Source organism: Vreelandella subglaciescola, assembly GCF_900142895.1.
GTDB lineage: Bacteria > Pseudomonadota > Gammaproteobacteria > Pseudomonadales > Halomonadaceae > Vreelandella > Vreelandella subglaciescola.
Map to the genome: position 1 here is coordinate 208595 of NZ_LT670847.1, position 24837 is coordinate 233431.

Annotated in this window: 19 protein-coding genes; 9 read left to right on the plus strand and 10 right to left on the minus strand. The window is 61.9% G+C overall.

What is annotated here, in order from left to right:
• Positions 1–271 precede the first annotated feature (271 nt).
• Positions 272–1492, plus strand: coding sequence for an argininosuccinate synthase (locus tag B5495_RS00895; RefSeq protein WP_079550522.1), 1221 nt, complete (start codon positions 272–274; stop codon positions 1490–1492).
• 119 nt (positions 1493–1611) lie between these two features.
• On the plus strand, positions 1612–1953 hold the full coding sequence (locus B5495_RS00900; RefSeq protein WP_079550523.1) for an HlyU family transcriptional regulator: 342 nt from the start codon (positions 1612–1614) through the stop codon (positions 1951–1953).
• A gap of 13 nt (positions 1954–1966) precedes the next feature.
• Here the strand turns inward: B5495_RS00900 and B5495_RS00905 are convergent, their stop codons facing one another.
• The 10 genes from B5495_RS00905 to B5495_RS00950 all read right to left on the minus strand — a co-directional run bounded on the left by B5495_RS00905 (position 1967) and on the right by B5495_RS00950 (position 13777).
• Entirely contained in the window at positions 1967–4723 is a 2757-nt protein-coding gene (locus tag B5495_RS00905) for an ATP-binding protein (RefSeq protein WP_079550525.1), read from the minus strand.
• Entirely contained in the window at positions 4716–4955 is a 240-nt protein-coding gene (locus B5495_RS00910; RefSeq protein WP_331712885.1) for a hypothetical protein, read from the minus strand. The genes B5495_RS00905 and B5495_RS00910 overlap by 8 nt, the downstream gene beginning before the upstream one ends.
• Entirely contained in the window at positions 4952–7036 is a 2085-nt protein-coding gene (locus tag B5495_RS00915) for a 3'-5' exonuclease (RefSeq protein ID WP_079550526.1), read from the minus strand. Before B5495_RS00915 ends, B5495_RS00910 begins: the two co-directional genes overlap by 4 nt.
• The gene (locus B5495_RS00920) at positions 7023–7418 is read right to left on the minus strand and encodes a response regulator transcription factor (protein ID WP_079550528.1); all 396 of its coding nucleotides are present in this window, start codon (positions 7416–7418) and stop codon (positions 7023–7025) included. Before B5495_RS00920 ends, B5495_RS00915 begins: the two co-directional genes overlap by 14 nt.
• Before the next feature lie 160 nt (positions 7419–7578).
• A complete protein-coding gene (nth, locus tag B5495_RS00925) occupies positions 7579–8214 on the minus strand; it encodes an endonuclease III (protein ID WP_079550529.1) in 636 nt (211 codons plus the stop codon).
• Entirely contained in the window at positions 8211–9023 is an 813-nt protein-coding gene (locus tag B5495_RS00930) for an RnfABCDGE type electron transport complex subunit B (protein ID WP_079550531.1), read from the minus strand. The genes nth and B5495_RS00930 overlap by 4 nt, the downstream gene beginning before the upstream one ends.
• Entirely contained in the window at positions 9023–11059 is a 2037-nt protein-coding gene (metG, locus tag B5495_RS00935) for a methionine--tRNA ligase (RefSeq protein WP_079550532.1), read from the minus strand. The genes B5495_RS00930 and metG overlap by 1 nt, the downstream gene beginning before the upstream one ends.
• A 126-nt stretch (positions 11060–11185) precedes the next feature.
• On the minus strand, positions 11186–11467 hold the full coding sequence (locus B5495_RS00940; RefSeq protein WP_079550533.1) for a hypothetical protein: 282 nt from the start codon (positions 11465–11467) through the stop codon (positions 11186–11188).
• A 123-nt stretch (positions 11468–11590) separates the two neighbouring features.
• Positions 11591–12799: a 1-acyl-sn-glycerol-3-phosphate acyltransferase gene (locus tag B5495_RS00945; RefSeq protein ID WP_079550534.1), complete on the minus strand. Its 1209-nt coding sequence runs from the start codon at positions 12797–12799 to the stop codon at positions 11591–11593.
• A 24-nt stretch (positions 12800–12823) separates the two neighbouring features.
• Complete coding sequence (locus B5495_RS00950) at positions 12824–13777, minus strand: recombination-associated protein RdgC (protein WP_079550535.1); 954 nt, start codon at positions 13775–13777, stop codon at positions 12824–12826.
• Positions 13778–14118: 341 nt separating this feature from the next.
• On the opposite strand from B5495_RS00950, the gene B5495_RS00955 reads away from it, so the two are divergent.
• The 7 genes from B5495_RS00955 (at position 14119) to rpsA (ending at position 24456) form a co-directional block, all read left to right on the plus strand.
• Positions 14119–14556: an acyl-CoA thioesterase gene (locus tag B5495_RS00955; protein WP_079550536.1), complete on the plus strand. Its 438-nt coding sequence runs from the start codon at positions 14119–14121 to the stop codon at positions 14554–14556.
• Between the two features lie 146 nt (positions 14557–14702).
• Complete coding sequence (gyrA, locus tag B5495_RS00960; protein WP_079550538.1) at positions 14703–17432, plus strand: DNA gyrase subunit A; 2730 nt, start codon at positions 14703–14705, stop codon at positions 17430–17432.
• Positions 17416–18519: a 3-phosphoserine/phosphohydroxythreonine transaminase gene (gene serC, locus B5495_RS00965; protein ID WP_079550540.1), complete on the plus strand. Its 1104-nt coding sequence runs from the start codon at positions 17416–17418 to the stop codon at positions 18517–18519. Before gyrA ends, serC begins: the two co-directional genes overlap by 17 nt.
• 5 nt (positions 18520–18524) lie before the next feature.
• On the plus strand, positions 18525–19616 hold the full coding sequence (pheA, locus tag B5495_RS00970) for a prephenate dehydratase (protein ID WP_079550542.1): 1092 nt from the start codon (positions 18525–18527) through the stop codon (positions 19614–19616).
• Between the two features lie 11 nt (positions 19617–19627).
• A complete protein-coding gene (locus B5495_RS00975) occupies positions 19628–21895 on the plus strand; it encodes a bifunctional prephenate dehydrogenase/3-phosphoshikimate 1-carboxyvinyltransferase (RefSeq protein WP_079554839.1) in 2268 nt (755 codons plus the stop codon).
• Positions 21895–22593, plus strand: coding sequence for a (d)CMP kinase (gene cmk, locus B5495_RS00980; RefSeq protein WP_079550543.1), 699 nt, complete (start codon positions 21895–21897; stop codon positions 22591–22593). The genes B5495_RS00975 and cmk overlap by 1 nt, the downstream gene beginning before the upstream one ends.
• Before the next feature lie 186 nt (positions 22594–22779).
• Positions 22780–24456: a 30S ribosomal protein S1 gene (gene rpsA, locus B5495_RS00985; protein ID WP_079550545.1), complete on the plus strand. Its 1677-nt coding sequence runs from the start codon at positions 22780–22782 to the stop codon at positions 24454–24456.
• Positions 24457–24837: the final 381 nt, after the last annotated feature.

The window sequence follows — 24837 nt, forward strand, 5'->3', positions numbered from 1 at the left end:
TTTAGCAAGTAGTAGGGATAGCGAGTAAGTGAAAACCCTCGAGGGCAAAAAAGGCACCGCTTTCAAGGTGACCAAACAGGCGGATTCTAGCAGCTTTATACGCAAAGCGTCGCTTGCGGTATTCGTTGGCAGCCCGGGGCGCTATACTTGGGGTTTGCTTTATCATCCATTTTTTACCTCTTTACTTTTACTCGTGGGATGTTTAGCCACGGGTTTTATCAACCCCCTTGGGTGCTAGTAATACGGGTTTTATTAACTGAAGGAGCACAAGATGTCCGATGTCAAAAAGGTGGTGCTGGCCTATTCCGGCGGCCTGGACACGTCCGTTATTGTCAAATGGTTGCAAGAAACCTACAGCTGCGAGGTGGTCACCTTTACCGCTGACATCGGTCAGGGCGAGGAAGTCGAGCCGGCGCGCGCCAAGGCCGAAGCGCTTGGGGTCAAGGAAATCTACATTGAAGATCTGCGCGAAGAATTTGTGCGCGACTATGTCTACCCGATGTTTCGTGCCAACACCGTTTACGAAGGCGAATACCTGCTGGGCACCTCGATTGCCCGCCCGCTGATTGCCAAGCGGCTGATTGATGTTGCCAACGCCACCGGCGCCGACGCCATTTCTCACGGCGCCACCGGCAAGGGCAATGACCAGGTGCGCTTCGAGCTGGGTGCTTACGCGCTCAAGCCTGGCGTCAAGGTCATCGCGCCGTGGCGCGAGTGGGACCTCAACTCCCGCGAGAAGCTGATGGCGTACTGCGAGGAGAACGCTATTCCGGTGGACTTCTCCGGCAAGAAGAAAAAATCGCCGTACTCCATGGACGCCAACCTGCTGCACATCTCCTACGAAGGCGGCATTCTGGAAGACCCCTGGGCCGAAGCCGAGGACGACATGTGGCGCTGGAGCGTCTCGCCGGAAGACGCGCCGGACACGCCCACCTACATCGAATTGACCTATGAAAAAGGCGATATCGTCGCCATTGACGGCGAGGCGATGAAGCCCCACGAAGTGCTCGAAAAGCTCAATCAGCTGGGCGGCGACAACGGCATTGGCCGGCTGGATATTGTCGAAAACCGCTACGTCGGCATGAAGTCGCGCGGCTGCTACGAAACGCCGGGGGGCACCATCATGCTGCGCGCCCACCGCGCCATTGAGTCGCTCACGCTTGACCGCGAAGAAGCGCACATGAAAGACCAGCTGATGCCCAAGTACGCCGAAATCGTTTATAACGGCTACTGGTGGAGCCCCGAGCGCCGCATGCTGCAGGCCGCCATTGACGAAACCCAGCACAACGTTTCCGGCGTGGCGCGCATGAAGCTTTACAAAGGCAGCGTGACGGCAGTTGGACGCAAGTCCGAGGCGTCGCTGTTCGATGAGTCCATCGCCACTTTTGAAGACGATGACGGCGCCTACGATCAGAAGGACGCCGAGGGCTTTATCAAGCTCAACGCGCTGCGCCTGCGCATTGCCGCCGGTAAAGGCCGCAAGCAGTCCTAGCGCCGTGTCAGGCACAGCGCCTGAGCCAAGCGGGGAACGACAAAAACGGCAAAGGCCACCAGGGTCTTTGCCGTTTTGTGCTATTAAGAGGGAATGGTCAAGAAAAGGGGAGAAGAACAATGTTAAAAAAACTGTTTGCCGGCCTGTTTGGCAGTGCGAAAAGCACGGGGGCGAGTCATGGCGCCCAGTCAGCCGAGCCGGTTGACTACAAGGGCTATCTGATTATTTCCTGTCCCGACGGGCAGAGTGGCCAGTTTCGCGTCAGCGGCATCATTCAGCAGCCGCTTGACGATGGCGAGGTGCGTGAGCATCGCTTTGAGCGTTCGGATATATTGCCTGGCCGCGAGGCCTGCGATGCGATGATGATCACCAAGGCGCAGCGTTTTATTGATGAGACCGGTGACGCCATGTTTGCGCTCGATCCACGCCGGCGAGACGATCACGACACCTCCGCGCAATAAGCGTTAATAGACCTTATTGCCTCGCCGCCTCATTCTCAGGGGCTTCGGGAAGCTCCAGGGTCAGGCAGGCGCCGGACAGACGCTGGCCGTTGTCGACCCATAGCCGCCCGCCAAGGTGGGCGATAATGCCGCGGCTGATGGAAAGCCCCAGCCCGGTGCCCCGAGGGCGACCTTGAGCGCTTGCCTGTTGCTGCAGCTGATGAAACTTCTCAAACACCCGCTCGCGCTCGGCGGCGCCGATGCCCGGGCCGTTGTCCTCGACGCTCAGGCGAAAGTGATCCTTGTGGCGGCCAAGGCGTAGGAGCACCTGTGGTGCTGTGGGGTCGGCGAACTTTCCGGCGTTATCCAGCAGGTTGATGATCACCTGCTCCAGGCGGTCCACATCGCCGACGATCATGGCCTGAGTGTCGGGAAGCTCGACCGCGAGGGTTATGCCACGGTCATGCTGCAACCGCGCGACGGCATCCACGCCGCGGCGAGCAAGCACGGCGAGGTCGAGCCGCTCGGGATTGAGCGTGAGGCGCCCGCTTTCCAGCTGCGCCAAATCAAGGATTTCTTCGATCAGGCGTGAAAGCCGCTGGCTTTCGTGGACCATGACTTCCAGAAAGTGGCGGCGTTTGTCGGCGTCCAGAGTGTCGTCAGCGTGCAGGATTTCAGCAAAGGCGCGAATGGACGTGAGCGGAGTACGCAGTTCGTGGCTGACCATGGCGACGAACTCGTCCTTGAGCCGGTCAAGCTCACGCAGGCGCTCGTTGGCACGGCGTAGCGCTTCGCTGGCGCGCTCAAGCTCGGCGGATTTCTGCTCCAGCCGGCGGTTATATTCAAGCGCCTGGGAGGTGGTATCCAGAATGCTGAGGATGGACGCCAGATCAAGGGCTTCGCCGCGCACCACGGAGTTGATCAGTACCCGCGCTGAAGCGTTGCCCAGCGACCCCGCCAGCGCCTGTTCAGCGCGAGTAATCAGCTGGTGCGATGCCGGCTTTTCAGCGGCCAACTGAGGTTGCGTTGACGACTGTTTTGAGGAAAGAGCAAACACCCGCTGGGTGGCCGCCGCGCCCAGATAGCGATTGACCAGCTCGCTCAGCTCGCCCTGGGTGGTTTGTCCGTGCCACAGCGAGGCGCTGGGCAGGTTGGGGTGCAGCGCCTCGGTGAACAGCGCCGCCTGGGTTTGTTCCAGCGCCGTAGGGCGGGTGAACAGCGACACGCCAACCAATAGTCCGATATTGGCCAGCAGGCTCCACAGCAGCGCATGGGTGTAAATATCCCAGCCTTCAAGGCCAAACAGCGCGTAGGGGTTGAGCCAGCCAATGCCCCAGGGCCCCTGTTCGATCAGCGAGATATCAAGCCAGCCCGATTGGGCAAAGCCGGGAATCAGCAGGGTATAGGCCCAGATGCCAAAGCCGGCGCCCAGCCCCAGCAGCGCGCCGGTGCGCGTCGCGCCGCGCCAATAAAGACCGATCAGCATGGCGGGAGCAAACTGTGCCGCCCCGACGAACGACACCAGACCAATGGTGACCAGACTGTAAGCATCGCCGATGAGCGCGTGGTAGCCATAGCCCAGCAGTAGAATCAGCACGATGGCCACACGGCGAATGCCCAGCAGCCAGGCGGCGAGCTCGCCTTTGCCGCTCAAATGCAGCAGGTCAAGGCGCAGCAGCAAGGGCATCACCAGCTGGTTGCTGACCATGGTGGAAAGCGCAATGGTTTCGACGATCATCATGCCGGTCGCGGCGGAAAGCCCGCCGATAAACACGAACAGCGGCAGCGCCTCGGCGCCGGCAGATAGCGGCAGGGTGAGTACGAAGCTGTCCGGGTCGGCATTGGCGCCGCCCAGCAGCAGCCCCGCCAGCGCAATGGGAATGACAAACAGGTTAATCAGTAAAAGATACAGCGGGAACAGCCAGCTGGCGCGGTCGATGTGGGTTTCATCAACGTTTTCGACCACCAGCACCTGAAATTGCCGTGGCAGGGTCAGAAACGCCAGCACGGCGAGCACCAGCACGCCCACCCAGCCCGTCGCGCCGCCGGGCACCTGCTCCAGGCTGAGCACGTGAGAAAGCTCGGGCGTGCGAGCCACCTGACCCAGCAGGTCGGCGGGGCCGTTGAACATCACGAAGACGACAAACACGCCGACGGCGAGAAACGCCACCAGCTTGACCAGCGATTCCAGCGCAATAGCGGCGACCATGCCTTCGTGGCGCTCGCTGGCGTCAAGATGACGGGTGCCGAACAGAATAATGAACACCGCTAGCACCAGCGCCACCCAGAACGATTTGTCGATCCAGAAATGCGCCTCTTCCAGCGCCACGTCGGCGGGCTGGGGATAATTCACCAGCACCGCGTGACTAACGGTAATCGCCTTGAGCTGAAGGGCGATATACGGCGTGCTGCTGATCAGCGCCATAAACGCCACCATGGCCCCCAGCCCTGCGCTTTTGCCGTAGCGGGCGCTGATGAAATCGGCAATCGAGGTGATCCGCTGGCGGGCGGCGATGCGCACCATCTTGCGGATCACAAACGGCGCGCTGAGCATGGCCAGCGTAGGGCCAAGGTAAATCAGCAAAAAGTGGGGCCCCTGCGTAGAGGCGCGTCCGACGCTGCCGTAAAACGTCCAGGCGGTGCAATATACCGCGATCGACAGCGCGTACACCGTGGGCGAGCCAATGGCCGAGCGGCCTGCTTCGGCGCGCCGGTCGCCCCAGGCGGCGACCACGAACAGCAGCGCCAGATAGCCGAAGGCCGCAGCCAGAATCACCGCGTCGCTATGCATGGTTGGGCGGCTCGCCCTTGTCGGGTGTCTCGCGGGTTTCCATCAGCCAGGCGGCAAGGCCGATAACGCTCGCCCAGGCGCCAAACAGGTACACTACCAGCCACACGCCGGTCACCGAGGGCAAGCGGTCAATGATCAGCAGCAGCGGCGGGCTGAATAACACCACGGCGGCAATAATAAGCGCGGCCAAGCGCTCTTTTTTGCGCGAAGGGGGGCGCGGAGACGTATTCACAGGCTGGCATCCTCCACGTCGATGGCGTTGGCCTGCAGCGCCAGCAGCGTTTCCAGGGTATCTATGCCTCGGGCTTCCAGGCGCGGCAGCAGGGCCAGCCACAGCGCAGCGGTGACCCGGGCATCGCCCAGTGCGGTGTGGCGCGTGCCCGGCGGGAAAGTGATGTCATAGCGCGCCGCAAGGCTGTCCAGATCGTGCCCGTCCAGCGCTTCGTCCAGCGCCCGGGAAATCAGCAGGGTGTCCAGCACCGGCATGGCAAATTCAACGCCGTGCTGGCTGATGGCGAGCATATCGAAGGAGGCGTTGTGGGCGAGGAGCACCGCATCGCCCACATAGTGGCGAAACTGCGGGAGCGTGGTGGCAAGCGTCGGCGCGTCGGCCACATCGGCGTCAATAAGGCCGTGGATGGCGGTGCTCGCGGCGGAAATGGCGCGTTCGGGGTTGACGTATTGAGCGAAGGTTTCGCTGGCCAGCACCCGGGCGTTGACGATGCGGCACGCGCCCAGACTGACCACGGTATCGCCGCGGCGCAGCGCCAGCCCGGTGGTTTCGGTGTCGAAGGCGACGACTTCCAGGCTGCGCAGCGACAAGTCGGCCAGCCTTTCATCGGGTGAGGGCAGATTGGCGATGCCGAAGTCATGGAACTCGGGGCGCGGCGCTACGGCGCGGGGCGGTGCGCCGACCCGCTCGGCGGCGGGCAGCGGCAGGCGAATGCGCGCTCGCTTGCCGTCGGCATCGGCCAGGCTCCAGATCTCGCTGGCGTGCTGGCGCAGCACCTCGGCGGCGGTAGGTGAGTGGGGCAGCGTGGTCAGCGGCTGGCGCTGCCAGCGGGCCAGCTCGCCTTCAGGCAGCGGTGGGCCGTGCCAGCTCATATCCAGATACACCCGTTTGTTGCCCAGCCCCATTTCCCCTTCAAAGCCAACGCCTTCAAAGCGGCCGGTGGGCAGCTGTGCGCCAAGAAATTGCAGCAGTGAGTCGAGCAGCGCGATCAGCGCCGGCGCGTCGCCCTTGAACCACGCGGGCATGCCGATGGGGGTAATCAGGCGGCGCGACGGGTCGAGCCGCTCGTCCAGTGCCTGCCAGAAATCGTTGGACCAGATCGGCGTCAGCTGCTCGCCCTGGCGCTGCATATCGTCAATCAGCTGGCCCATGTGGGTAATGCTGTGGCCCAGTGCCAGGCTATCTTCATCGATGGCGCTTTCCAGCCGCTCGCGCAGCGCGCTGGCATCAGCGTTGGATACGCTCAGCGTTTTCAGCACCTCGGCGGCGCTGGTGACGCTCGCCGCTTGGCGGCGCAGTTCGGCCAGCCGGGCGCCAAGCTCGGCGCGTACGCCCATTTCAGTACTCCAGGCGAGGGTGGCATCGGTGAAAGTGACAAGGCTTTCGCCGTCGCTTTCCGGCAGCCGGCGTAACGTCACCTTTAACCAGCGCTCATCGCAGGGCAGCAGCAGCTCGCGCGGAGTACCGTCATTGGGCAGCTGAGCCAGCGCGTTCTGCAGGCTGGCGGCCGGCAGTAATGCATCGATGCGCTTGCCCAGCCCCAGCCCGGTATGGCCGGCAAAAAAGCGTTCCGCCGCGGCGTTCAGCAGCAGCAATCGGCGGTGGCGGTCGCAGAGCAGCAACGGCGTGTGCAGCACCTGCAGCAGGGCTTCAAGCCGCTGGCGTACCTGGGCGGCGTCGTGCGCGCCTTCAGCATACGCCTGCGTTAGTCGACTACGGTCGGCGCGCCAGCTTTCCCGCACTCGCGCAAGATCCGGCCCCAACCCCGTTAGCCAGCCTTCGGGCGGGTTCTCATCGCGGGCATCGGGGCTTGCCACCAGGCGCGCCAGCTGTGCCTGCAAATGGCGCAGCGGAGTAAACAGCATGCGCTCCAGCGCCAGCCCTACGAGCAGAATCGTCGCGCCGCCGGAAAAACTCCCGAGCCACAGCGCGACGCGTTCACCGCCGCCCACGCCCAGCCGGGCATCCAGCCAGGCAGCAAAAATCGCGCCACCCACAAGGCTGACGCCGCTGAGCAACAGCCACAGGCCGATCAGGCGCTGGCGTTTGGGAAGCCCCTGACGGCGGTCATGGCGCGTCATGATCGGACTCGGTCAGTAGCGTCTTGACCTTCTCGACCAGCGCCTGAGTCGAAAACGGCTTGGTGATGTAGTCATCCGCGCCCAGTGCCATGCCTTTTTCGCGTTCGACCTCGCGGCCGTGGGCGGTGAGCATGATAATCGGCAGGCGGCGGGTCGCGGCGGCGGCGCGCAGCCGTTCGAGCACGTCAAAGCCGCTGATGCCGGGCAGGCTGATGTCGAGCAGCAGTAAATCGGGCAGGCCGGCGTCAATGCGCTCAAGGGCGCTTTCGCCGTCGGCGGCCGTGGTCACGTCAAATCCGGCCTGCTGCATCAGAAACTCAAGCGAGAGCAAGATGTTGGGCTCGTCATCGACCACCAGTACTTGCGCCGGTACCTGAGCCATGGCGTTCTCCTGCAGTGTTGAGCGTTGTTGTGGTTATGACTGGAGTCTATGCAAGCAGATGCCTTCAGCCAAGGCGACCTTGGCCGAATATCGGGAGCGGTGGTTCGGTTTAACAGAGCCGTGCTTTATCAGGGCTGGGTCTGCTCAGAGTCTCGTCTTGTCAGAGTTCCGTTTTTTCAGAATAGTCGCACAGGTCTTCAATGACACAGCTGCCGCAGCGCGGTTTGCGCGCGATGCAGGTGTAGCGGCCGTGCAGGATAAGCCAGTGGTGGGCATCCTGTTTGAACTCGCGAGGAACGTGGCGGATCAGTTTTTGCTCGACCTCGACCACGTTTTTGCCCGGCGCCAGCCCGGTACGGTTGGAGACGCGGAAAATATGCGTATCCACGGCGATGGTGGGCTGGCCAAAGGCGGTATTGAGGATCACGTTGGCGGTTTTGCGGCCCACGCCGGGCAGCGCTTCAAGCGCCTTGCGGGTGCGGGGCACCTCACCGCCGTGCTGGTTGACCAGCAGGTGGCAGGTTTTCATCAGATTGACGGCCTTGGTGTTGTAAAGGCCGATGGTCTTGATGTGTTCTTTGAGGCCGTCGAGCCCCAGGTCGATAATCGCCTGGGGTGTATTGGCGATGGGATAGAGCCGCGCGGTGGCCTTGTTGACGCCGACGTCGGTGGCCTGCGCGGAAAGCAGCACCGCGGCAAGCAGCTCAAAGGGCGTCGCCCAGTTAAGCTCGGTGGTCGGGTGCGGGTTTTCGGCCTGCAGCCGGGCAAAAATCTCAAAGCGCTTGTGGGCATTCATGGCGTGGCGTCAACGTCCGGTGAAGCGTCTTCAAGAGCCCGCTGGGCGTCGGCCACCAGCCGCTCGGCGCTGGGGATCTGGTCGATGGCGGTGGCCTCGGCGTCGGCATCGCCGCGTCGCCGCGCGCTGGAAAGCTGCTGGTGAACGCGCTTGAGCGCTTGCTCGGCCGCCCGCGCCGCGAGCTTTTTCTGGCGCAGCGCGGTAGCGTTGGCAGAGCTGCCGTCCGGCGTTGAGCCTGTGGGGCTTGCCGAGTGGCTTTTTTGCCGCCGACGTTTGCGCCGCTCGAGGCGTTTTTCGCGTGCCTCGCGGGTCAAACGCTGCTGGCGCGCGCGGTGGCGCTGGCGGCCGAGTTCGGCACGACGGGCGATATAGTCGTCTTGCTCTTCAGCGCTTCGCGACGCCTGCCAGGCGGGGTGTGCGACCATGTCGATACAGTCGACCGGGCAGGGTGCTACGCACAGCTCGCAGCCGGTGCACTCGTCGGTGATCACCGTATGCATGCGCTTGGCCGCGCCGAGAATGGCGTCCACCGGGCAGGCCTGAATGCACTTGGTGCAGCCGATGCATTCGTCTTCACGAATCACCGCGGCAAGTGGCGGCTGGGCGGGCTCGGCAAGCGTTTGCGCCGGCTGGCCGGTCAGCTTAACTAGCTGGGCAAGGGTGTCCTCGCCGCCCGGCGGGCAGCGGTTGACCGGCTCGCCGTCGGCGATGGCCTCGGCGTAGGGCAAACAGCCGTCGAAGCCGCATTTGCCGCACTGGGTCTGCGGCAGCAATGCATCGACGGCGTCTATCAGGGCGTGACGGCTCATCAGCTAACGCGCTGGCCGGGTTCGGCGCCGTCGTCCGGCGACAGCAGGTAAATGCCGTCGTCGTTGGCCGAGGCCAGCACCATGCCTTCCGATACGCCAAAGCGCATTTTACGCGGCGCGAGGTTGGCCACCATGATGGTCAATCGGCCTTCCAGCGCTTCGGGCGCGTAGGCCGAGCGGATGCCCGAGAACACGTTGCGCGTTTCGCCGCCGAGATCCAGCGTGAGCTGCAGGAGTTTGTCGGCGCCTTTGACGTATTCCGCCTTGGCGATGCGGGCGATACGCAGGTCGACCTTGCTGAAGTCGTCAAAGCTGACTTCCTCGGCAATCGGGTCGGCTGCCAAGGCACCTTTGGGGGCGTCTTTGAGTTTTTGCTCTTCCACCAGATCCTCCTTCGACGCCTCGACCATGGCCTCGATCTTGTCGCGTTCGATGCGCGTCATCAGCGGCTTGAACTTGTTGATGGCGTGGTGCGACAGCACCTTGTGGCGGCTTGCCCAGTCGAGCGTTTCAAGGTCGAGAAATGCGCGCGCCTGCTCGGCCATGGCCGGCACCACGGGCGCCAGATAGACCATCAGCTGGCGGAACAGGTTGATACCTACCGAGCAGATATCCAGCACTTCCTGCTCACGACCTTCCTGCTTGGCGAGCACCCATGGCTCGGCGTCGGCGATGTAGGTGTTGGCTTCGTCGGCCAGCTCCATCACGCGACGCATGGCGCGGGAAAACTCGCGGCCTTCAAAGTCGTTGGCGATGTCGTCGCCGGCGGCGATAAAGCGTGCCAGCATCGCCGGTTCGGCGCAATGCTCGGACAGCGTGCCGCCGCCGAGTTTTTTCACAAAGCCGGCGCAGCGGCTGGCAATGTTGACCACCTTGCCGACCAGGTCGGCGTTGACCTTCGCGGCGAAGTCGTCAAGGTTCAAATCCAGGTCGTCGACCTTTGACGTCAGCTTGGCGGCAAAGTAGTAGCGCAGGTATTCGGGGTTCAAGTAGTCGGCGTAGGTGGCGGCCTTGATAAAGGTGCCGCGCGACTTGGACATCTTGGCGCCATCGACGGTGACAAAACCGTGGCAGTTGACCGCCGTCGGCGTGCGCAGCCCCGCGCCGTGCAGCATTGCCGGCCAGAACAGCGCGTGGAAGTAGACGATATCCTTGCCGATGAAGTGGTATACCTCGGCGTCGGAGCCGGGCTGCCAGTAGCTGTCAAAGTCCAGCCCGTCGCGATCACAGAGGTTCTTGAAGCTCGCCAGATAGCCGATGGGCGCGTCGAGCCAGACGTAGAAATATTTGCCCGGCGCATCGGGAATCTCGAAGCCGAAGTAGGGCGCATCGCGGGAAATGTCCCACTCGTTGAAGCCTGCCTCGAACCATTCCATCAGCTTGTTGCGGATCTGCGGCTGCACGTGGCCGTCGTTGATCCAGTTTTGCATGAAGTCGGCAAAATCGGGCAGCTTGAAGAAATAGTGGCTGGAGGTTCGCACCTCGGGGGTGGCGCCGGAAACGGCCGAGACCGGATCGATCAGTTCGGCTGGGGTGTAGGTCGCGCCGCAGGCTTCGCAGTTGTCGCCGTACTGATCGTCGGCGTGACATTTGGGGCAGATACCCTTGATGAAGCGGTCGGCGAGAAACAGCCCTTTTTGCGGATCATACATCTGCTCGATATCGCGGGTAGAGATATGCCCGGCATCGCGCAGGCGGGTGTAGATCAGCTCGCTGAAGTAGCGATTTTCATCCGAGTGGGTTGAATGGTAGTTATCAAAGCCCACGCCAAAGCGCGCAAAATCTTCCTGATGATCCCGGGAGACGCGCTCGATCAGCGCCTCCGGGGTAATGCCTTCCTGCTCGGCGCGCAGCATGATAGCGGTGCCGTGGGCATCGTCGGCGCATACATAGTGGCACTGCTGGCCACGACTTTTCTGGAAGCGTACCCAGATGTCGGTCTGAATGTACTCAAGCAAATGGCCCAGGTGAATGGCGCCGTTGGCATAGGGGAGCGCGCTGGTCACCAGAATCTTGCGCGTGGCGGTGTTAGGCATGGTGGGTGATACTTCCGTTAACGTCAGGCGGTGTGTAAGGCCGTTGATAAAACCCGTATATAAGACAGCGTCAAAAACGGCGAAGCCTGTTGGCGCCTCGCCGTTGGGGGCAGTGAGCGGAGCGAGCTAGTAAAGCGCCTGCTCTTCGAGCACGACTTCACGCAGCAGCGCCAGAAACATCTTGTCGGCTTCTGAATGCTCGGCCGGGTCTTCCGGAATGTGCACGCTGGTGGTGTCAGAGATCTCGTTGGCCACGCGCGCCATGCTGTCGGCGCTGCCGCCGTTGTCCAGCTGTTGGCGGGCGGCGGCCAGCGACTGCTCAAGGATCTCAGGATCTTGCAGCAGCTTACGGATAAAACTTTGTAGTTCGTTGATAACGCGCGTTTTTTGAATTTCTGAAGCGGACATTGAGGCTCTCCTGAATACGCCTTGGCACGCGGCTACCCCGTCGGGGCGCAATTATTTGACCATAGCATTTTTTGCCGCTCGGCGCAGTGCCCGGGCGCCGCTTTGAAGGCGGCGGCGCCGGCGTTAAAGCGTCAAACGACCGGCCTTGTGCTTGACCGGATTGGCGTACTGGGCCAGCCAGTAAGGGCGCAGCGGCTCGGGCACCGCGGCGAGGCGCTTGGCAAAGCGTTCGCGGTCCTGCGCGGTGATGGCTTTGCGGGGCACCAGCTCAGGCGCATCCCCCAAGGCTTCAAGCGCCAGATAATGCGTGGGGAACAAGCGATAGCCGCCGATCACCTGACGGTCGATCTCGGCGGCCACTTCGTCCGGCGTGCCCATATCGGTGCCGATCGGGCGGCCAAAGTGCAGCTGTACGCGGCCTTTGTCGCCGGTGATGCCGGCAACGATTGACTGGATATCCTCGAACTCGCTTTTGTCGTAGCCGCCCCGGGTATCCATGTCGTAAAGCTCCTGGGCTTTCTGCACGTCGCAGGGGTCAAGCTCGTAGCTGATGGATACCGGCACGATGCGCAGCTCGGCAACCGCCTCGCCAAAGGGAGCCTGTTTGTCGGCCATGCGCCGCGCCATGGTGAGCATTTTGACGGTGGCGGAGTCAGTGAGATCGATGCCGGTTTTGGCGCGGCCTTCGCGCTGGGCCATCCAGATCGAGTGGTTGTCGGCGGTAATCGAATGGCGAATATAGGCCGACAGCTTCTGGTAGGCGGCGAGCATGGCGCGCTTGCCGCGCGCGCTGCGCGGCACGATAAAGCTTTTGTTGAGGCGCATCAGGTCGGTGACGTAGGGCTTTTTCAGCAGGTTGTCGCCGATGGCGATGCGCACCGTGTCGCGCCCGGCCTGATACAGCGCATAGTTGACGAACGCCGGATCCAGTGAAATATCGCGATGGTTGCCGATAAACAGGTACGCGACGTTGGCGTCCAGCCGGTCAAGCCCCGAGACCTCGAAGGCGTCCGTGCTGGTGCGGATCATGCGATCCATATAGTGGGCAATGCGCTGCTGGAAAGCGCGCACGCTGGTCACGTCTTTGACCTCACGGCGCACTGCTCGGCTGGCCAGCAGTCGCGCCAGCGGCGGTGCCACCCGGGCCAGGCGCGGCAGGCGGAAGCGCGTCAGCGCGTTAAGCAGTTCGTTATCACGTGCCAGCCGCTTGAGCACGGCGTTGACTTCGGCGTCGGTGTAAGGGCGAATCTCGGCCCAGGGGTCCGTTTCAGCTGAATCCGGGGCGGCGTGGGCTGAACTATGGGCCTGGGATAAATTATTGTCGTCAGTCATGCGATCCGTCGATCCGTCGAGTCGTTAGGGGGTATCCGAAAAGTGCCCGTGCTCGTTTGCGTTGCCGCTCTGCGCTTCGCCGCCGAGCCACTCGAGCAGGCGCACTGCGTCTTCGGAAAGCGCCTGGGCCATGAGGATAAAGTCGGTTTCCAGACGCGCCAGCGCATCGTCGCCGTCGTCGGCATGGTCAGCCTCTTCAATCAGCGCGTCGCCAAAGCGCAGCGATTTGAGCGTTAGATCGTCGGTGAGCACAAAGCCGAGCCGGCCTTCCACGCCCAGCGCGAGCTGGCTGGCCTGGCGGCCGCCTTCCAGCAGCTGCTGGATGTCATCGCCGTCAAGGTCGACCTGACGGGCGCGCAGCACGCCGTCGTCGCCCTTGGCCTTGAGCTCGACCTGATCGCCAAGGATCATGTCGGCGGGGCGGCTGGCGGGATCGGTCAGCCAGGTGGTCATCGCGCGGATGGGCAGCGTTTGCGCGGCCAGCGGGGTGACTTTCAGGCTGCCCAGCGTCTCGCGCAGCAGATCAAGGATGTCGTCGGCGCGGGCGCGAGAGCCGACGTTGATGCCGATCAGCCCCTGGCGCGTATCCCACCAGAGATCGGTCTTCTGTCGGCGGATGAAAGCACGCGGCAACAGATCCTCGGTGATTTCTTCCTTGAAGGCGGTCTTTTCCTTACGTGTGACCTTGCGGCCCTCGGCCTGTTCGATATCGGCCACCCGCTCGTCGACCTCTTCCTTGACCACGGACGCCGGCAGCAGGCGCTCCTGACGCAAGACCGAGAGCAGGCGATGGCCCTGGATTTCGTGTACGAACTGGCCGCCACCGGCGCGCCCGGCCGGCGCTGTCCAGCCCAAGCGGCGGGCATCGGCGTTGCCCAGCGGCGCGGCGGCGTGTTCGGTCAGCGCGTCTTCAAGCGTGGCGCAGTCGAGCTCGGGGGCGCCGTGTAGGCGGTAAAGCAGCAAATTCTTAAACCACATCGTTAAACCACATGTCGCCTGTCCTTGAGATCGGTTATTGAGATCTATTCTTGAAATGGATGCTGAGAAAAGGAGCACATTATGGCGAAAGCGGTGCCTTCCTGCCAGCGTGTCGCGGGGATTCCTGCCGGGGCTTTTGCTTAAGGGCTTTTCTTGAGCTTTTTCCTTGATAGGCACACTTGTTGTAGTCGTTTCAAACTTGTGTTTGATTGGGCTGGCGGTCAACACCCATGCCGGTAACGCTGCATGCAGCCACCGGCAGCCAAAAGACGTTAAGAACAGACGTTAAGAACAGACGTTAAGAACAGACGTTAAGAACAAAACACCAGGGAGCCATGACCATGAACGATTTACTCTCACGCACGGCGCTGCGCGTACGCGGGTATCAGCTGGACGGCTACGGCCACGTCAATAACGCCCGCTATCTGGAGTTTATGGAAGAGGGGCGCTGGGCGTTTTTCGACGAGCAGCCGCAGTTGATTGCCGGGCTGCATCAGGCCGGCCGGGCTTTCGTGGTGGTCAATCTGAATATTGATTACCGCAGCGCGGCGGTGCTCGGCGATGATCTGGTGGTGCTCACCGGCATTGTCCACGTGGGCGAGCGCAGCGCGGTATGCCACCACCAGATTATTCGCCGCCACGATAGCGCGCTGGTGGCACAGGCAGATCTGACCTTTGTGCTGCTGGATTTGAAAGCCAATCATGCCGCTTTTATTGAAGGCGACGTGCGTCAGGCGCTCAACGCGCTGATCACGACTCGCGAGGCTTTTACCGCCTAGCGGGGTAGTGTTCCAGGGTCAAGGGTGCCAGCGGCTGCCCTTGGCGCTTCTGCAGTGGTATGATGTGGCGATATTTGCGCGCCGTTGTCCGGTATTCGCGCTTTCCACTCTCGCAGTGCCAATGCAGTGCAAAGGATCTGACTTCCATGGGTGACATCGCCAGAGAAATTCTGCCCGTTAACATTGAAGACGAGCTTAAGCAGTCGTATCTCGACTATGCGATGAGCGTCATTATCGGCCGTGCGCTTCCTGACGTGCGCGACGGCCTTAAGCCCGTGCATCGGCGGGTGCTGTTCGCCATGCACGTGCTCAATAATGACTGGAACAAGCCGTACAAGAAATCGGCGCGTGTGGTCGGCGATGTGATCGGTAAGTACCACCCCCACGGGGATAGCGCCGTGTACGACACCATCGTACGCATGGCGCAGCACTTTTCGATGCGCCACGTGCTGGTCGACGGCCAGGGCAACTTCGGTTCGATCGACGGCGATAACGCTGCCGCCATGCGTTACACCGAAGTACGCATGGCGCGGCTGGCCCACGAGCTGCTGGCCGATCTGGATAAAGACACCGTTGACTGGGTCGACAACTACGACGGCACCGAGCGCATCCCCGACGTTCTGCCTACCCGCGTGCCCAACCTGTTGATCAACGGCTCCTCGGGCATTGCCGTGGGCATGGCGACCAACATCCCGCCGCATAACATGAGCGAGATCATCGACGCCTGCCTGGCGTTGATCGACGACTACACGCTGTCCATTGATGACCTGATGGAGTACGTGCCGGGGCCGGATTTCCCTACCGGCGGCATTATCAACGGCCGCGCCGGGATTCTCGAAGCCTACCGCACCGGCCGCGGGCGTATTTATATCCGCGCCTGTCACACCATCGAGCATGACGACAAGAGCGGCCGCGACCACATTATCGTCACCGAGCTGCCGTATCAGGTGAACAAGGCGCGGCTGATTGAAAAGATCGCCGAGCTGGTCAAGGAAAAGCGCATCGAAGGCATTGCCGAGCTGCGCGACGAGTCGGATAAAGACGGTCTGCGCGTCGTCATCGAGGCCAAGCGCGGCGAGTCCGGCGAGGTGATCGTCAACAATCTGTTTGCCCAGACCCAGCTGCAAAATGTCTTCGGCATCAACATGGTGGCGCTGGAAAACGGCCAGCCGCACCTGCTCAATCTGAAAGAGTTTCTCGAAGCCTTTGTCCGCCACCGCCGCGAAGTGGTCACCCGGCGCACGCTGTTCGAGCTGAAGAAAGCCCGCGAGCGCGGTCATCTGCTCGAAGGCCTGACCGTGGCTATCTCAAACATCGATGAAGTGATCGCGCTGGTTAAGGCCGCGCCCAACCCGGCCGAGGCCAAGGAAAAACTGCTGGCGACCACCTGGCAGCCGGGCCAGGTGACCGGCATGCTTGAACGCGCCGGCGCCACCTCGTGCAAGCCCGCAGAGCTGGATGAAGCCTTTGGCCTCAACACCGCAGCGACGGCCTATCAGCTGTCGCCGGCGCAGGCGCAGGCGATTCTGGAGCTGCGGCTGCACCGTTTGACTGGCCTTGAAACCGAGAAGCTGCTCAGCGAATACCTGACGATTCTTGAGCGGATTGCCGAGCTGACCGAGATTCTGGCCTCGCCCGACCGGCTGATGGACGTCATCCGCGAAGAGCTGGTCGCCGTGCGTGATCAGTACAGCGACCCGCGCCGCACCGAGATTCAGGCCAGCCATCTGGACCTGTCCATCGAGGACCTGATCGCCGAAGAAGACATGGTGGTCACCGTTTCGCGCTCGGGCTACGCCAAGACTCAGCCGCTGTCCGACTATCAGGCGCAGCATCGCGGCGGGCGCGGCAAGTCGGCCACGGCGATGAAAGACGAAGACGTCATCGAGCACCTGCTGGTCGCCTCGACCCACGACACCGTGCTGCTGTTCTCCAACCGCGGCAAGGTCTATTGGCTCAAGGTCTACGAAATGCCCAACGCCAGCCGTGGCTCGCGGGGCAAACCGCTGGTCAACATGCTGCCGCTGGCCGAAGGCGAAGCGATTAACGCCATCATGCCGGTGCGCGAGTACGATCCCGATCACTACATCTTTTTTGCCACGGCCAAGGGCACGGTCAAGCGCACCAGCCTTGAGCAGTTCTCGCGGCCGCGTAGCGTCGGGCTGATCGCCATTGATATCGACGACGACGACCGCCTGGTCGGTGCGGCGATTACCTCAGGTCAAGACCACGCCATGCTGCTGTCGTCCAACGGCAAGGCCATCCGCTTTGAAGAAGGTAACGTGCGCGCCATGGGCCGCACGGCCCGCGGCGTGCGCGGCATGCGTCTGGCCAAGGGCGCCGAAGTCATCAGTCTGATCATTCCCCAGCACCAGCAGATTGACGCCGAAGACGAGGCCAGTGCCGACGTTGAGAGTGCTGAAAGTGCAACGCACGTCGAGCCTGCCAGCGCGCCGTCGCCGATCTACATTCTGACCGCCAGTGAAAACGGCTACGGCAAGCGCACGCTGCTGGGCGAGTTCCCGCTGCGCGGCCGCGGCGGGCAGGGCGTTATCGCCATGCAGACCAGCGAGCGCAACGGCGCGTTGGTGGCCGGTATGCAGGTCTACGACAGCGACGAAATGATGTTGATCACCGACCGCGGCACTCTGGTGCGTACCCGGGTTGACGAAGTCTCGACCACCTCGCGCAACACCCAGGGCGTGATGCTTATCCGTCTGGGTAAAGAAGAGCACCTGGTGAAAACCGTGCGCGTTGACGAGCCCGAAGACACGGCGCCGGACGCGCTTGACGCCGACGCCGAAAGCGCTGACGAAAACGTCGAAAATCAAGACGTTGAGAATGAAGAGGGCGGCAGCGATGACCCGTCAGCATAATTTTTGTGCGGGGCCGGCAGCGCTGCCCACTGCGGTACTCGAGCGCGCTCAGGCGGAAATGCTCGACTACCGCGGCTACGGTCTTTCGACCATGGAAATGAGCCACCGCAGCGCCGAGTTTGTCGCCATTGCCGAGCGCGCCGAGGCCGATCTGCGTACGCTGTTGGGCGTGCCGGATAACTACAAGGTGCTGTTCTTTCAAGGCGGCGCCACGCTGCAGTCCTCCATGCTGCCGATGAATCTGCTGGGCAAGGGCGGCAGCGCCAACTTTATCCAAACCGGCATCTGGAGCAAAAAGGCGCTGGCGGAAGCGCAACAGCTGTGCGTGTCGCACCATTTGGCAGCGAGCACCGAGGCCGACGGCAACGTCGCGGTGCCGCGCCAAGAAGCGCTTTCTATCAGCCATGACGCCGCCTACCTGCACTACGCCGCTAACGAAACCATCGGCGGGCTGGCGTTTGACTACACGCCTCAGGCGCGCCGCGCCGATGGCGTTGACGTGCCGCTGGTGTGCGATATGTCATCGAGCATTCTCTCCGGCCCGATTGATGTCTCGCAGTTTGGTGTGATCTACGCTGGCGCGCAGAAAAACATCGGCCCGGCGGGGCTGACGCTGGTCATCGTCCGCGACGACCTGCTGGATCAGGCGCAAGCGGGCATGCCCGGTTTGTTTAGCTACAAGGCCATGGCCAAAGCTGGTTCGATGATCAACACGCCGCCGACCTACGCCTGGTACCTGACCGGGCTGGTATTTGAATGGCTCAAAAACGACGTGGGCGGCCTTGAGGCGATGGACGCGATCAATCAGCGCAAAGCCGACAAGCTCTACGCGGCGATTGACCAAAGCGGCTTTTACAGCAACCCGATTGCACCGTTAAACCGCTCGCGGATGAACGTGCCCTTTGTGTTGGCGGATGCGCGTCTGGACGACGAGTTTTTGCAGGACGCCGACGCCGCCGGGCTGTTGAATTTGAAAGGCCATCGGAGCGTGGGCGGCATGCGTGCCAGCCTGTACAACGCCGTACCCGAAACCGCCGTGGATGCGCTGACCGCGTTCATGGCCGATTTTGAACAACGAAAAGGCTAACCACCATGTCTGATGCGTCAGCCAGGCTGGACGCGCTGCGAGAGCGCATCGACCAGCTCGACAGCGATATTCTTCATCTGATCAGCGAGCGCGCCCAGTGCGCCAAGGATGTCGCTGCAGTCAAGCTTGCCGAAGATCCGACCACGCTGTTCTACCGCCCCGAGCGTGAAGCCCATGTGCTGCGCCGGATCATGGCGGCGAACAAGGGGCCGCTTTCCGATGAGGAAATGGCGCGGCTGTTCCGCGAGATCATGTCGGCCTGTCTCGCGCTTGAGCAGCCGGTCAAAGTCGCCTATTTGGGGCCCGAGGGCACCTTTACCCAGCAGGCGGCGCTCAAACACTTCGGAGAAAGTGCGGTCAGCCTGCCGATGGCAGCGATCGACGAAGTATTCCGCGAGGTAGAAGCGGGGGCGGTGAACTACGGCGTAGTGCCGGTGGAAAACTCCACCGAAGGCGTGGTCAACCACACCCTGGATACTTTTCTGGAATCGTCGATTCACATCAGCGGCGAAGTGGTGCTGCGTATTCATCACCACCTGCTGGTGGGCGAAAATACCCGGCGCGACAAGGTCTCGCGGGTGTATTCGCATCCGCAGTCGTTCGCCCAATGCCGAAAATGGCTGGATGCCCACTACCCGCACGCCGAGCGTGTGGCCGTGGCCTCCAATGCCGAAGCCGCCAAGCTGGTCAGGACCGAGTGGCACAGCGCCGCGATTGCCGGCGACATGGCCGCCAAGCTTTACGATCTTGAAGTGATTGCCGATAAAATCGAAGACCGCCCGGATAATTCCACGCGGTTTTTGATCATTGGCAGCCAGGATGCGCCGCTCTCGGGTGACGACAAGACCTCGCTGGTGGTGGCCATGCGTAACCAGCCCGGCGCGCTGCACGACCTGCTGGAGCCGTTCCATCGCCACCAGATCGACATGACGCGGCTGGAAACGCGCCCCTCGCGCAGCGGCGTATGGAACTACGTGTTCTTTATCGACTTCATCGGCCATCACGAGCAGCCCCATGTTGCCGCGATGCTTGATGAAGTGCGCCTGCGCGCTGCCGACCTGAAGGTGCTGGGGTCTTACCCCCAAGGTGTGCTGTGAGCCAGGCGTCAGTGAATGAATCTGCCGTTGATGAGTCACGCTTGCTGATTGTCGGGCTGGGGCTGATCGGCGGCTCGCTGGCCGCCGCGCTGCGCGCTGCCGGCTTTCAGGGCGAGATCATGGCCTGCGACCCCGACGCCCGCGAGATTGAGCGCGGCATCGAGATGGGGCTAATCGACGGTGGCAGCACGCGGCTGGCCGAGCAGGCGCCAGCGGCAAGTATGATTGTGCTGGCCGTGCCGGTGCTGGCCATGGAAAGCGTGATGGGCGAGCTTGCCACACTCAACCCCACGCTTGCCGGGCAGGTGGTCACCGATGTGGGCAGCACCAAGGCAGCGATTCGCGATGCGGCCCTCAAGGTATTTGGCCATATGCCGCCTACGCTGGTGCTCGGCCACCCGATTGCCGGCTCGGAAAAAAGCGGCGTGGCGGCGGCCAATTCCACCCTGTATGTGGATCACAACGTGATTCTAACGCCCGAAGCGGAGACCGATGCCGGCGCCTTGGCGAGGGTGCGCGCGCTGTGGCAAGCCTGCGGTGCCCAGGTGCTGGAAATGGACGTATCGCGCCACGACGAAGTGCTGGCGCAAACCAGCCATTTGCCGCACCTGCTGGCGTTTTCGCTGGTGGATACGCTGGCGCGTCAGGATCAGCGGCTGGATATTTTCCGCTACGCGGCGGGTGGTTTTCGTGATTTTACCCGCATTGCCGGCAGCGATCCGGTAATGTGGCGGGATATCTTTACCGCCAACCGCGAGGCGGTGCTTTCCTCGCTGGATGATTTCGAGAGGGGGCTTGCGCGCCTGCGCACGGCCGTTGAAACCGGCGACGGCGACGCCATGCTGGCCACCTTTGATCGCGCCAGCCATGCGCGCCATTATTTTGAATCACTGCTGAATAAAACCAGTTATCAGACGGAATATGCTATGCAATCACAGGGTCAGGTGACTTACCGGGTGCGTCCGGGCGGCAGCGCTCAGGGCAGCGTGCGCGTTCCCGGCGACAAGTCGATTTCGCACCGTTCGATTATGCTCGGCGCGCTCGCCGAGGGCGTTACCACGGTGACCGGCTTTCTCGAAGGCGAAGACAGCCTCGCCACGCTGCAGGCGTTTCGTGAAATGGGCGTAGCCATTGAAGGGCCGCACCAGGGGCGCGTGGTCATTCATGGCGTAGGCATGCACGGGTTACAGGCGCCGTCAGGGCCGATTTACGTCGGCAACTCGGGTACCGCGATGCGCCTGTTTGCCGGGCTGCTGGCCGGTCAGGCCTTTACCAGCGAACTCACCGGTGATGAATCGCTGACCAGGCGCCCGATGAATCGCGTGGCCGAGCCGCTGCGCGCCATGGGCGCGGTCATCGACACCGCCGAGGGCGGCCGCCCGCCGCTGCATATTCACGGCGGCGCGTCGCTTAAAGGGATGTATTACGACATGCCGGTGGCCAGCGCTCAGGTGAAGTCCTGCCTGCTGCTGGCCGGCCTCTACGCCGACGGCGAAACCCGTGTGCGCGAACCGGCGCCCACCCGCGATCACACCGAACGTATGCTCGGCGGCTTTGGCTACCAGGTCGAGCGTCAGGGCGATACCTGCTGGCTCAACGGTGGCGAGCGTCTGACCGCCGGCGCGATTGACGTGCCCGCGGATATTTCCTCGGCGACGTTTTTCATGGTTGCCGCAGCGATTACGCCGGACGCCGACCTGACGCTTGAGCACGTGGGCATCAATCCCACGCGCATTGGCGTGATCAACATCCTTACGTTGATGGGCGCGAACCTTGAGCTGGTCAATGAGCGCGAAATAGGCGGCGAACCGGTCGCGGACATCCGCGTGCGCTATGCGCCGCTGACAGGCATTGATATTCCCGTAGCGCAGGTGCCGCTGGCGATTGACGAGTTTCCCGCGCTGTTTATTGCCGCGGCCAACGCCTCGGGCACCACCCGGCTGCGCGGCGCCGCTGAGCTGCGGGTCAAGGAGTCCGATCGCCTGCAGGCCATGGCCGACGGCCTTGCCACGCTGGGCGTTGAGCACCGTCTGCTCGATGAAGGCATCGACATCGTCGGCAACGGCGATGCGCAAACGCCCAGCTACGGCGGCGGTCGCATCGATAGCCTGGGCGATCACCGCATTGCCATGGCGTTTGCCGTAGCAGCGTTGCGCGCCGGTGATGACATCGTTATCGACAACTGCGCCAACGTCGCCACGTCGTTCCCCGACTTTATCGAGCTGGCCACGCGCATCGGCATGACGCTGGACGCGGAGCGCGCGGGCGGAGAAGGCTAATGAACGCCAGCGTTCTGACCGATAACGTGTTGACCATTGACGGCCCCGGCGGGGCGGGCAAGGGCACCATCAGCGGCTTGCTTGCCGAGCGGCTGGGCTGGCACCTGCTGGACAGCGGCGCGCTCTACCGGCTGACCGCCTATGCCGCAGGCAAGCACAGCATCGCGTTTGACGACGAAGCCGGCCTTGCGCAAGTCGCCGAAAACCTTGACGTAGCGTTTCCGGTGGCCGACGGCGCGGTGCAAACGCTGCTTGAAGGCGAAGACGTCAGCCGCGCGATTCGTACCGAGCAGGCCGGTGAGCGCGCCTCAAAAGTGGCCGCATTGCCGGCAGTGCGCACGGCACTGCTCAAACGCCAGCGCGACTTCAGCCAGCCGCCGGGGCTGGTGGCCGACGGCCGCGACATGGGCACGGTGGTGTTTCCTGGCGCGGCGCTGAAGATATTTCTCACCGCCAGCGCTGATGAACGTGCCCGCCGCCGGTATGAGCAGTTGCAGCAAGCCGGCGTGGATGCTAGTCTTTCAAGTCTTTTACAGGAAATTCAGGCACGCGATGCACGCGACACGCAGCGCAGCGTGGCACCTCTCAAGCCGGCAGATGATGCCATTACGCTTGATACCACGCGCCTGAGTATACCGGAAGTGGTTGAACAGCTGACCGAATGGCTTGCCCTGCGGGGTATGACGTCCGGCGCTTGATTCTCCCTTGCGGCGCTTTTGATGCGGCGTCACGGCGTGGCCGGGCAGTTTACTCACACACGATGAGCCCGACCAGGTCTAACCAGCGTTAACGCCCTTGAAAGCAGAGTGACATTAGGCCCGTACTTGCTGGTGGTACGGAGAAGGCAGCGATGCCTCAAACAACGTTGATCACGTAGGAACACCATGAGCGAAAGCTTTGCTGAACTGTTTGAACAGTCTCTTAACGACATCAATATGGAGCCGGGCGCGATCGTTGCGGCTCAGGTTGTCGACATTGACGGTGACTGGGTTACCGTTAACGCCGGTCTGAAATCCGAAGGCCAGATCCCCGCTTCGCAATTCCTCGACGAAAACGGCGAGCTCGCCATTGCCATCGGCGATGACGTGCACGTGGCGCTTGAAGCCGTGGAAGATGGCTTCGGTGAAACGCGTCTGTCGCGCGAAAAAGCCAAGCGTGCCGAAGCGTGGAAAGTGCTGGAAGCTGCTTTCGAGAAAGACGAAATCATCAAGGGCGTGATCAACGGCAAGGTCAAGGGTGGCTTCACCGTTGACGTTGATTCCATTCGCGCCTTCCTGCCGGGCTCGCTGGTTGACGTGCGTCCGGTGCGCGACACCACGCACCTGGAACACAAAGAGCTGGACTTTAAAGTCATCAAGCTCGACCCCAAGCGCAACAACGTTGTCGTATCGCGTCGTGCCGTGCTTGAAGCGGAAAACAGTGCCGAGCGCGAAGCGCTGCTGGCCACGCTTCAGGAAGGCCAGCAGATCAAGGGTATCGTCAAGAACCTGACCGACTACGGCGCCTTTGTTGATCTGGGTGGCGTTGACGGCCTGCTGCACATCACCGATATGGCCTGGAAGCGCATCAAGCATCCGTCCGAAATCGTTGCCGTTGGCGACGAGATCAACGTCAAGGTGCTGAAGTTTGACCGCGAGCGTAACCGCGTATCGCTGGGTCTCAAGCAGCTGGGTGAAGATCCGTGGGTCAACATCAAGGGCCGCTACCCGGAAGGCACCAAGGTTCACGCCACCGTGACCAACCTGACCGACTACGGCTGCTTCGCCGAGCTGGAAGAAGGCGTCGAAGGTCTGGTTCACGTCTCCGAAATGGACTGGACCAACAAGAACATCCACCCCTCCAAGGTTGTGCAGGTGGGTGACGATGTTGACGTCATGGTGCTGGATATCGACGAAGAGCGTCGTCGTATCTCGCTGGGTATCAAGCAGTGCACGGCCAACCCGTGGGAAACCTTCAACGCCGAGTTCAACAAGGGCGATCGCGTTTCCGGCACCATCAAGTCGATCACCGACTTCGGTATCTTCATCGGTCTGGCTGGCGGCATCGACGGCCTGGTACACCTGTCCGACATCTCCTGGACTGACACCGGCGAAGAAGCGGTACGTGGCTTCAAGAAAGGCGACGAAGCCGAAGCCGTTATCCTCTCGATTGATCCCGAGCGCGAGCGCATCTCGCTGGGTATCAAGCAGATGGATACCGATCCGGTAGCCGAGTACCTGTCGGTTAACGACAAGGGCACCATCGTCACCGGTCGTGTCGTTGAAGTTGACGCCAAGGAAGCTCAGGTTGAGCTGGCGACTGACGTCGTTGCTCTGCTGAAAGCCTCCGAGATCAGCGCTGATCGCGTTGAAGACGCGCGCAACGTGCTTAACGAAGGCGACAGCGTTGAAGCGCGCATCGTCAGCGTTGACCGCAAGAGCCGTCAGATCAATCTTTCGGTCAAGGCCAAGGATCAGGACGACACGCGTCAGAACATGAAGAAGTTGCAGGACCAGGATCAGGATGCAGGTGGTGCCACTACCATCGGTGACCTGATCAAGCAGCAGATGGGTCAAGACTAAGCGTCTCAGATTGACTGCTATGATTAAACGCCGCCCTCCGGGGCGGCGTTTTTTATGCGTGCCGATTAATGCTCGGGTGAGCGCTGCGCTAACGATTGGGTTGAAAGCTGTGGTTTAAGGTTTAGCCAGTGATTGTTATAAATGCCGCTATATGCAATTAATATGATCGTGACTATTACGCCACGATGCGCGAGTCTTTTGCTACGCTTCTATGATTAATGGTTGCGAGTTGCCGTTTATACAGCAATAATATGTCAGGTAATTGAACGCCTGTTCCTATTGGTGGTCAATATATTTTGTTACGGTCGTACTGATTCTGCTCTCTGCGATTTTCCGCCTGTATGCGGTTCTTGCAGGTGTCATTCAGTCACGTCCCCCCGC